The sequence below is a fragment of the Lysinibacillus sp. NPDC086135 genome (assembly GCF_044746345.1).
Classification (GTDB): Bacteria; Bacillota; Bacilli; order Bacillales_A; family Planococcaceae; genus Lysinibacillus.
On the sequence record NZ_JBIVCA010000003.1, the window covers coordinates 1 to 9,864 of the forward strand.

Here is a 9,864-nt window from a genome sequence, read left to right on the forward strand (position 1 = left end):
GTATTATTAACAGATATCACGTATTTGACGTACGGAAACGGCAAACGTGCTTATTTATCAACGATTAAGGACGCTGAGACAAACGAAATTTTAGCGTATGAAGTATCTGCTTCATTAAGTATGGATATCGCGCTCAATACACTTCGTAAATTGAAACAAAATCACCACCATTTAGCAGAAGATGCATTTATTCATTCAGATCAAGGATTCCATTATACGAATCCACAATTCCAGAAACTTGTGAAGGAAATAGGACTAGGGCAATCGATGTCACGCCGAGGAAACTGTTGGGATAACGCCCCTCAAGAATCCTTCTTCGGTCATTTTAAAGATGAAACCAATTTGAAAGCGTGCGAAACATTAGAAGAAGTAAAACGAGAAGTGAAAAGTTATATGACGTATTACAACCATTATCGAGGGCAATGGAACTTGAAAAAGCTGCCGCCTGCAAAATACAGACAGCAGCTTCAAAAGGTTGCCTAGCTTTTTTTCAAAATGTCCTTTACAAAGGGTACACTTTATTCTGAGGTAGCTTTACTATTAAATAATAGGTTTGCGTTCTTTAATGACGCGAATTGTTTTTAATGTAGTATCTTCTGGTCCTTGTACTGGTAAACCAGCTTCAATATTCATTTGAATATAACGAATATTTTCTTGAGTAATTATTTCCCCGGGAATAAAAATCGGAATACCTGGGGGATATACCATAACGAATTCGGCGCAAATACAATTATCCGCTTCTGCAAGTGGAACAACTTCAGTATCTGCATAAAATGCATCACGTGGTGACATAGCAAGTGCAGGGATTTCTGGAACATTGACCATTGTTTCAGTAATTGCAGCTTCTGAATCGAATGCTTTTGACATACGACTAAGGGCATTGATAAGAAGATTGATGTCCTTTTTCGTATCACCTAATGTCACTAAACATAAAATATTGTATAGATCTGATAATTCTACTTCAATATTTGCATTGTGACGAAGCCATTCTTCAGCTTGATGACCAGAGATACCTAAATCTTTAACGCTTATTAATAGCTTTAAAGGATCCATATCATAAGTTGCTGATGAATTTAATTTTTCTTTACCAGCACATTTTAAATGTGGAATTTGGTTAATACGTTTACGTGCATCTTTGGCCAAGCGAAGTGCATCCCCAATTAAATCATAACCATGGATCGCTAGCTGACGTCGTGCTGTGTCAAGGGAAGCGAGTAATGGATAGGATGTCGATGTTGTTGTTAGCATCGACAGTATAGCTTGTACACGTTTTGCAGAAACAAGTCCTTCACGAACATTTAAAATAGACGTTTGAGTCATAGAACCACCAAGCTTATGTACGCTGGTTGCGGCCATATCAGCTCCAGCTTCCATTGCAGAGTATGGAAGATCATCATGAAATTTAATGTGTACACCATGTGCTTCATCGACAACTACCGGAATATTGCGACTATGGACTATTTCGACAATCCGCTTTAAGTCTGCCGAGAAGCCGAAGTACGTTGGATTAATAACAAGAACTGCCTTTGTATCTGGATAAGCATTTAATGCTTTTTCAACAGCTTCAGGCGATATTCCATGAGAAATACCATACTCACTATCTACTTCGGGATGAATAAAAATCGGGATTGCTCCAGCGAAAACAATCGCCGACATAATGGATTTATGAACATTCCGCGGTACTAGAATTTTATCACCTGGACCGACAACGGTCAGAATCATCGCCATGATGGCGCCACTAGTACCTTGAACGGAAAAGAATGTATGATCAGCACCAAAGGCTTGGGCAGCAAGTGCTTGCGCTTCTTTAATGGCGCCCTTCGGTGAATGTAAATCGTCTAGTGGAGCAATATTAATTAAATCAATTGATAAAACGTTGTCGCCGACGAATTCTCGGAACGCAGGGTCCATACCTTGCCCTTTCTTATGGCCTGGAATATGGAACTGAATTGGGTGTCTGTTCCGATGTTTGAGTAATACGTCGAACAATGGAGTCTCTAATTGTGACAACGCAAGTACCACCTCACTTTATAATATGTAAGAAAACAAATGAATTATAGCACCTAATTGCAAGAAAAAATAGACTTTACAGAAAAAAATAAAATAAAAAGGATATTTTGATGATTTCGAGAAAAGAAAATAGTATTGTAGGAAAGGGGAGATATTATGAATTGGAATTCACGTGTGACGGAGCTTTTAAATATTAAATACCCAATTATTCAAGGGGGATTAGACTATTTAGCATATGCTGATTTAGCAGCGGCGGTATCAAATGCTGGGGGGTTAGGGCAAATAACAGCTATGAGTTTAAGAGATCCTGACTTATTGCGCGCAGAGATCCATAAAGTAAGAACATTAACGGATAAACCGTTTGGTGTAAATTTTGCAATTGGTATGTATGGCACTGGTTATGAGGATATGGTGCGTGTTGCAGTGGAAGAAAAAGTACCAGTTGTTACAATGACTGGAGGAAATCCTGCTCCTATTTTTGATATTTTGAAAGGAACGGAAATTAAAAAATTAGTGCTAGTTGCTGCACGTAGACAAGCTCAAAAGGCGGAAGAACTAGGCGCAGATGCTGTTATGGTTGTTGGGCAAGAGGGTGGAGGTCACCTTGGTCGCGATGATATTGGAACAATGGTACTTGTGCCACAGGTTGTAGATAGTGTGAAAATACCTGTTATTGCCTCGGGCGGAATTGGTGATGGCCGTGGCTGGATGGCAGCTCATGCACTAGGAGCAGAGGGAATTGAAATGGGTACGCGTTTTATAGCGACAAAAGAATGTGTTGATGCTTCTGAGGCTTATAAAGAAGCCTTAATTGCAAGTACGGAGGCAGATACGACTGTTATAAAACGCTCTATAGGTGCACCAGCAAGAGCGTTGAGCAGTGAATTTACGCAAAAGATTTTAGAAATTGAGCGCACTACACCTACGTATGAGGCATTAAAAGATTATATTAGCGGGAAAGCAAATAAACGTTTTATTTATGATGGTGAAAAAGATGAAGGGATTGGCTGGGCTGGACAAGTTACAGGAATGATTCATGATATTCCAACAGTCGAGGAGCTGATCACCCGAATGCTTGCAGAAGCAGAAAGTATTCGGGTAAAATGGGCTTAACGTCATCCGAGCCAATCATTTATTTCAATGTTCTAATGAGATTGTGAAAACCATGGAATATTTAAATGTAAAAGGTATGATGAAAAATATACATCTGGCGAAGGCGGTAGCCGGGCAAAAGCTATATGAATTCAATACAAAAGTCAAAAATACGGAATTGAATTTGTTGAAGCCGACAGATGGTTTCCATATCAAAACTTGTTGTAGTTGTAGACAAATCAAAACCGATTTGAAACTGAAAGGCAGATTATATATCTGCTCTTGTGGATTAAAGTTGGATAGAGATTTGAACGTAAGCTTTAACTTAGCAAATTACTTAATCTAAGGAATTCAACTGAACTAAACCTTAGATGTGTACGCAACGATACTGCGGAATTTATGCCTTTGGAGAGTCATACTAAATGGCAGTAGCTTTATGCGAAACCAGACTCGAAGAATAAGGAAGACACAAATACGGAAGTCGGAAGAAATAAGTTGTGTCACAGTAGAGATGTCTACATTTTTTAGAAATGTAGATGTTTTTCGTATCGGATCAGTAATATAAAGGTGGTTATGTCTAATGGAATACTCTTATCCGTTTTCAACTGATTGGTCAACTGAGGAAATTGTAGATGTTGTCCGATTTTTTGAAGGAATTGAACAAGCTTATGAAAAAGGCATTAAGCGTGAAGTAATGATGGTGAAATATCGTCGTTTTAAAGAAATTGTTCCTTCACAGGCCGAGGAAAAATCAATTTTCCGTGAGTTTGAAGAAGCAAGTGGCTATGTCAGTTACCCTGTTGTGAAACAAGCGAAAGAAGGAACTGATGGTACGATTATTAAAGTTGCCCCGAAGCAACGTCGATAAAAAATGAGGCTAGGACAAAACTGGTCAAAACCTTAAAAAGCGCGAGAAATCAATTTTAGCAACGTTGATTTCTCGCGCTTTTCTAATGAGAAATTTTTAACATTTTACTTTAAAAATATACTTATGCCCCAACCGCTGCATAAAAACAACATGATCAAGCTTTCGTGAAGCGGTTGATTGGAGTGGGATCAGCATGAATGTGGACGCGAGAAATACTCACGTCCACTTTACACTATGTCTGTGTTAAAAATTAGCTCATTTCATATACTACATAAACAAAATAAAAAAATTCCTATTTTTTGAAAAGTAGAGAAAAAAAGGTTCATCACCAAAAGTGTAGATCACTTTTGTTAAAAGGTCTACTATGTAAATAGTTGATTGGAGTGGAGACTGGGCGACTCCTCGGGGATCAGCGCTAGAGGAACGAAGGCTAAAAGCCACATCCTGTGATAACGCCTTCGTGACCAACATCCTGTTGCTGCCGCTACGTTACACTAAGCTTTCGCACAAAAAACATCCTGTTGCCCCAAGCGGCTCATCGGACGCCCCCAGGAAGTTTTGCTCTGTAGCGAAAGTGAAGCGTCAGCAACAAATGTTTTCTGTAGCGAAAGCGAAGCGGCAGCAACAAAGCGCCCGGTCGGAACGGAAATCAACCACACGTTTTGGTGATGATCCAAAAAAAATAATTTCCCCATACCCTCATCCACAAAATAATCTTCAAACAAATTTTCATTTGCTAGGAATAATAACGAAAATTTTCCACAATATATAAATATCGTTGAAAACTGTTTTAGTTATTATGTACAAAGCTTAAAGCACAATCCGTCAAACTTTATTTTCCAACAATGATGTTATAAATAGGGAGTAAACGGCTAAAGGTTTCTTCCGTTAATTGATGAAGTTGGCTAGCTGACAGCTTGACAGCTTGATCTTTTGGAATATGACGACCTACTAAAAATTCTCCTTTTTTAACATCACGTAAACGGATAAGTAATTCGTCTAGCTTGTCTTCCTTTGCATCTTGCAAGGAGATTGCTGCTGGAGACATGTGATCTCCAGAGACAATGAAATCATCAGGAAGCTGCTGTAGCATTGCTTTGTTGGCAATTAAACGTTCTGCCATCACATTTTTTTGTGGAGCTTCATAAATAATAGCTAAGACGATGAATAAATGTGTGCTCCAAAGTCCAATCTGAAAGTGAGGTAATGATTTATAACCTCTTTTGTACGGAGCGAATGCAACCCAGCTATCATTTGGGGGATTTACTGTTCTACGCGCATGCTTCGCAACATGAGGATAAAATTCTTCCCCAAGATGACTTGAAAAGAAGGAAGAAAAATCCTCTCCAAGCAATTGGAATTTTGGTCGTACACATTCATTTAAAGCATCCATTCTCTGTTCTAGCCCGTCTATTTGAAAAACATTGAAGTCTTTGTTAGTCCACTTTATTTTCGGCATTTTTATGAACTCCTTTCGATTTATAAGGTTTATTTTATAAGGAAAATGGGAAAAAATCTTATAACAAGCATTTTATCGAATGTGATAAGTTTTTGTGAAAAATAAAAAAAGGAAGTGATTTTTATGAAACCAATCGTAAAAATTATACGTAAAGTCGACATTGAAAAGCAATATGAACACATTTTGCAATTAGAATTAGATTATGAATTAGCCTCGCTATTCTCGGCAATGAATGAAAAAAATGAATTTGAAATTGAAAAAAGTAAAAAGCGTCTGGTTGAAATTCAGCTGGAACTTGAAAGCTTGCACGCCTATGCGTAATGAAAATTATATACCGATTTGAAAAATCACTTGCTGAATATTCCGACAGCAGGTGATTTTTATTGCTATAAAGGGTAAAATAGACAATATATCATAATGCAAAGTTATATTTTTAGGGAAGAATTATCAACAAAAAAGTATTTTAACTTCTTTCAGTGGGTGTCCAAACATCTGTACCTGTCGCTACGCTTTCGGTACAAAAGACATCCGCTGAAATAGAGGAACTAGTGATGTAGGCTAAAAGCATAGGGCCTTTTCTTATAATCGAAGGGTGGGTTTTTATGGATTTACAACAAATTGATCAATTTGCGAAAAGTATTATATATGAAGCGGGTAGCCGTATTCGAGAGGCCTTTTCGTACAATCTAGTTATCGAGACAAAATCAAGCGCAAACGACCTTGTCACAAATATTGACCGTGAAACAGAATTATTCTTTATCGAAAAAATACGAGGTTTCAATCCAACCCATAAAATTTTAGGGGAAGAGGGAATGGGAGAGAAAGTAGAGTCGTTAGAAGGTGTTGTATGGATTATTGATCCAATCGATGGCACGATGAATTTTGTGAAACAACATCGTCATTTTATGATTTCTATCGGTATTTTTGTTAATGGGATAGGCAAGCTTGGTTACATATTTGATGTCATGCGTGAAGATTTATTTTATGCTATTGCAGGTGAAGGGGCATGGTACAATGACTCACCATTACGTAAATTGCAGTCAGTCAAAATAGAAGAATCGGTCATTGGTATAAATGCTCACTGGGTAGCACCAAATCGACATATTCACAATGAAAAAGTAATTGAAATGGTTAGGAAAGTACGTGGTACGAGGTCATATGGTTCAGCTGCAATGGAAATAGCGTTTGTTGTCAGTGGTAAATTAGATGCTTATGTGTCTATGCGACTATCGCCGTGGGATATTGCTGGAGGTACGATTATCGCTAAGGAAGTTGGTGCTATTACCACTAATTTACATGGAGAAGGCTTTGATTTCTTGCATCAGGATACGTTTATTATTGCCAATCCTTCTATACACAAAGAGTTATTAGAAAAATATATTGTGCCTTATGAATAATAAAAGGAGCCATGTCTATTGTTTAGACAGGCTCCTCTGTGCTATTAAAGTAGTCCTTGCTCACGCAGTTTACGTTTCATTTTAAAGGCTGTCATGAAGATGACACAAGTAGCCACAATGCCTGCTATTATACCTAACCAACTACTAGCTGCCACTGAATATCCGATAGAACACATTGCTAAAACAGCCGCTAATGCGTAAACGGCCATTACGAATTTTGCACGATTCATAGCCGAGCCTCCTATATAAAAAATTTATAATGCAAATATATTTTTTAGAATGAGGAAAATTCTAATAAGGACATTTCTACCCTTCTTGTGCTATAATATCACAGTTAAACATTCGAAAAAAGAATATGGAGTGGAATAATGACAAACTTACGTCAAGATCTTCGCAATATCGCAATTATCGCACACGTTGACCATGGTAAAACTACTTTAGTCGACCAATTATTAAAACAATCGGGTACATTCCGTTCAAACGAACGTGTTGAAGAACGTGCAATGGACTCTAACGATATTGAACGCGAACGTGGTATTACGATTTTAGCTAAAAATACAGCAGTAAACTATGAAGGAACTCGTATCAACATCCTTGATACGCCTGGACACGCTGACTTCGGTGGTGAGGTAGAACGTATTTTAAAAATGGTAGATGGCGTTGTACTAGTTGTCGATGCGTATGAGGGTTGTATGCCACAAACACGTTTTGTGTTGAAAAAAGCATTAGAACAACGTTTAACACCAATCGTTGTTGTTAATAAAGTAGACAAAGATTCAGCTCGTCCACTAGAAGTAGTAGATGAAGTACTTGAATTATTCATTGAACTAGGTGCAGATGAAGATCAATTAGACTTCCCTGTTGTCTATGCTTCAGGTGTAAATGGTACAGCTTCTTTAGACGCTGATCCATCTAAGCAAGAAGCGGATATGAAATGTCTATTTGAGAAAATTATCGAAGCTATTCCAGCACCAATTGATAACTCAGAAGAGCCATTACAATTCCAAGTAGCTTTACTTGACTATAACGACTTCGTTGGACGTATCGGTATTGGTCGTGTATTCCGCGGAACAATTTCTGTAGGTCAACAAGTATCTCTTATGAAGTTAGACGGAACAGTGAAAAACTTCCGTGTAACGAAAATCTTTGGTTTCTTCGGCTTAAAACGTGAAGAAGTTGAGACAGCAAAAGCTGGTGACTTAATCGCCGTTTCAGGTATGGAAGACATCAACGTTGGTGAAACAGTTTGCCCTGTTGAGCACCCAGACGCGCTAACGCCATTACGTATTGATGAGCCAACTTTACAAATGACTTTCTTAGTAAACAATTCTCCATTCGCAGGTCGTGAAGGGAAATGGGTTACTTCTCGTAAAGTAGAAGAGCGTTTACGTGCTCAATTACAAACAGACGTATCTTTACGTGTTGAAGATACTGATTCTCCAGATGCTTGGACAGTTTCAGGTCGTGGGGAGCTTCACTTATCTATCCTTATCGAAAACATGCGTCGTGAAGGCTTCGAATTACAAGTGTCAAAACCACAAGTAATCGTGCGTGAGATCGACGGCGTGAAATGTGAACCTTTCGAACGCGTTCAAATCGATGTGCCTGAAGAAAATGTTGGTTCAATTATTGAATCAATTGGTACACGTAAAGGTGAAATGCTTGATATGGTGAACAACGGCAGTGGTCAAGTTCGTTTAACGTTCTTAGTACCAGCTCGTGGATTAATCGGTTATACAACTGAATTCATGTCGATGACAAAAGGTTTCGGTATTATCAACCATACGTTCGATTGCTATCAACCATTAATACCAGGAAAAATTGGTGGCCGTCACCAAGGTGTACTAGTTTCAATGGAAACTGGTAAATCAACTACTTATGGTATGATGCAAATTGAAGACCGTGGTACACTGTTCTTGGAGCCAGGTACAGATATTTACGAAGGTATGATCGTTGGAGAAAATACTCGTGACGCTGATATCACTGTAAACATCACAAAAATGAAACAAAAAACAAACATCCGTTCAGCAAACAAAGACCAAACGAATGTTATTAAAAAGCCACGTATTTTATCACTAGAAGAAGCGCTTGAATACTTAGGTGATGACGAGTACTTAGAAATCACACCAGAATCTATTCGCCTTCGTAAACAAATTCTAGATAAAAACGAACGTGAGAAAGCAGCGAAAAAATTAAAAAACGCTGATAAATAATTTTTTGCTGCCACGAAAGGAAGATGAGTCTTGGATATTAAGTCCGCTTTATTAGGTGAACTAAATGTTATTCAAGTTGCTGCACAAACAAACGTAGAGGAAACAGCTGAAGCCTATAAAAAAATGGCAGGGATAACGCGTTTTTTATATCAAAACTTACCGAACTATGATATGGCAGGCTATGTTCTGTTTGCTCTAGTGTTTTTGCTCTCTGCACTTGTTTATAAACTAGGCTTTGCAAAGAAATTAAAACTATCACAAAATATAGTTATTTATATTTTCCTGTTTTTAGGGTGTATTATATTAACATTTTTTGCATTATATCTTCCGATGGTAGAAGGGCTCATTGTAGCAGCGTTAATCTTGATCATCTATAAAACACGTTTATGGCGTGAAAAAAGAGAAGAGCAACAAGCTACTAATCAGTGAAATAACTTTACCTTAATAGAAACAGCCTTAGCTTTGAATAGCTAAGGCTGTTTTCTTTTGGTTCATCACCAAAAGTTGTGGGTGACTTTTGTTAAATCGTATACTGTGCAAATAGTTGATTGTAGGGGAGACTGGGCGACTCCTCGGGGATCAGCGATAGAGGAACGAAGGCTAAAAGCATCACATCCTGTGATAACGCCTTCATGACCAACATCGTGTTGGCCCGAGACCCAGCAGCGCAGCGGATGTTTTCTGTGTGAAAGCGTAGCGTTAACGTAGCGGCAGCAAATGTTTTGACTGTGCGAAAGCGTAGCGACAGCAACACCAAAAGCGGCTCATCGGAAGCCCCCAGGAAGCTCTGCTCTGCGCGAAAGCGAAGCGTCAGCGGCAAATGTT

The 9,864-nt window shown here is 38.4% G+C and carries 12 protein-coding genes; 7 read left to right on the forward strand and 5 right to left on the reverse strand.

The window, feature by feature from the left end; translation table 11 throughout:
* Window positions 1-483, forward strand: a 483-nt coding sequence (locus tag ACIPKN_RS05070) for an IS3 family transposase (protein ID WP_400934074.1), incomplete at its 5' end; no start/stop codon positions are given.
* A 57-nt stretch (window positions 484-540) separates the two neighbouring features.
* Here the strand turns inward: ACIPKN_RS05070 and ACIPKN_RS05075 are convergent.
* The gene (locus ACIPKN_RS05075) at window positions 541-2,010 is read right to left on the reverse strand and encodes an aminotransferase class I/II-fold pyridoxal phosphate-dependent enzyme (protein WP_400934077.1); all 1,470 of its coding nucleotides are present in this window, start codon (window positions 2,008-2,010) and stop codon (window positions 541-543) included.
* A gap of 156 nt (window positions 2,011-2,166) precedes the next feature.
* Between ACIPKN_RS05075 and ACIPKN_RS05080 the strand changes: the two genes are divergently transcribed.
* Both ACIPKN_RS05080 and ACIPKN_RS05090 read left to right on the forward strand, forming a co-directional pair.
* Entirely contained in the window at window positions 2,167-3,123 is a 957-nt protein-coding gene (locus ACIPKN_RS05080) for an NAD(P)H-dependent flavin oxidoreductase (protein ID WP_400934080.1), read from the forward strand.
* Between the two features lie 559 nt (window positions 3,124-3,682).
* Window positions 3,683-3,970, forward strand: coding sequence for a UPF0223 family protein (locus ACIPKN_RS05090; protein ID WP_142507598.1), 288 nt, complete (start codon window positions 3,683-3,685; stop codon window positions 3,968-3,970).
* Window positions 3,971-4,464: 494 nt separating this feature from the next.
* Here ACIPKN_RS05090 and ACIPKN_RS05095 read toward each other — a convergent pair whose 3' ends face one another.
* Both ACIPKN_RS05095 and ACIPKN_RS05100 read right to left on the reverse strand, forming a co-directional pair.
* Window positions 4,465-4,695 (reverse strand): hypothetical protein, encoded by a 231-nt coding sequence (locus ACIPKN_RS05095; protein ID WP_400934083.1) that lies wholly within the window; start codon window positions 4,693-4,695, stop codon window positions 4,465-4,467.
* A 107-nt stretch (window positions 4,696-4,802) separates the two neighbouring features.
* Window positions 4,803-5,429 carry a YktB family protein gene (locus ACIPKN_RS05100; protein WP_400934085.1) on the reverse strand — a complete coding sequence of 209 codons (627 nt, stop codon included), beginning with the start codon at window positions 5,427-5,429 and terminating at the stop codon, window positions 4,803-4,805.
* Between the two features lie 123 nt (window positions 5,430-5,552).
* On the opposite strand from ACIPKN_RS05100, the gene ACIPKN_RS05105 reads away from it, so the two are divergent.
* Together ACIPKN_RS05105 and ACIPKN_RS05110 are read left to right on the forward strand one after the other, a co-directional pair.
* Window positions 5,553-5,750 (forward strand): hypothetical protein, encoded by a 198-nt coding sequence (locus ACIPKN_RS05105; RefSeq protein ID WP_132357656.1) that lies wholly within the window; start codon window positions 5,553-5,555, stop codon window positions 5,748-5,750.
* A 281-nt stretch (window positions 5,751-6,031) separates the two neighbouring features.
* Entirely contained in the window at window positions 6,032-6,826 is a 795-nt protein-coding gene (locus ACIPKN_RS05110) for an inositol monophosphatase family protein (protein WP_400934088.1), read from the forward strand.
* A 44-nt stretch (window positions 6,827-6,870) separates the two neighbouring features.
* On the opposite strand, the gene ACIPKN_RS05115 is transcribed toward ACIPKN_RS05110, so the two are convergent.
* Window positions 6,871-7,056, reverse strand: coding sequence for a DUF5325 family protein (locus ACIPKN_RS05115; RefSeq protein ID WP_142507595.1), 186 nt, complete (start codon window positions 7,054-7,056; stop codon window positions 6,871-6,873).
* A 138-nt stretch (window positions 7,057-7,194) separates the two neighbouring features.
* Here ACIPKN_RS05115 and typA point away from each other — a divergent pair, with 138 nt between their 5' ends.
* Together typA and ACIPKN_RS05125 are read left to right on the forward strand one after the other, a co-directional pair.
* Window positions 7,195-9,039, forward strand: coding sequence for a translational GTPase TypA (gene typA, locus ACIPKN_RS05120; RefSeq protein ID WP_142507594.1), 1,845 nt, complete (start codon window positions 7,195-7,197; stop codon window positions 9,037-9,039).
* A gap of 30 nt (window positions 9,040-9,069) precedes the next feature.
* Entirely contained in the window at window positions 9,070-9,468 is a 399-nt protein-coding gene (locus ACIPKN_RS05125) for a YlaH-like family protein (protein WP_142507593.1), read from the forward strand.
* 91 nt (window positions 9,469-9,559) lie between these two features.
* Here the strand turns inward: ACIPKN_RS05125 and ACIPKN_RS05130 are convergent.
* Window positions 9,560-9,864: hypothetical protein (locus ACIPKN_RS05130; protein WP_400934091.1), on the reverse strand; the 305-nt coding region annotated here is incomplete at its 5' end.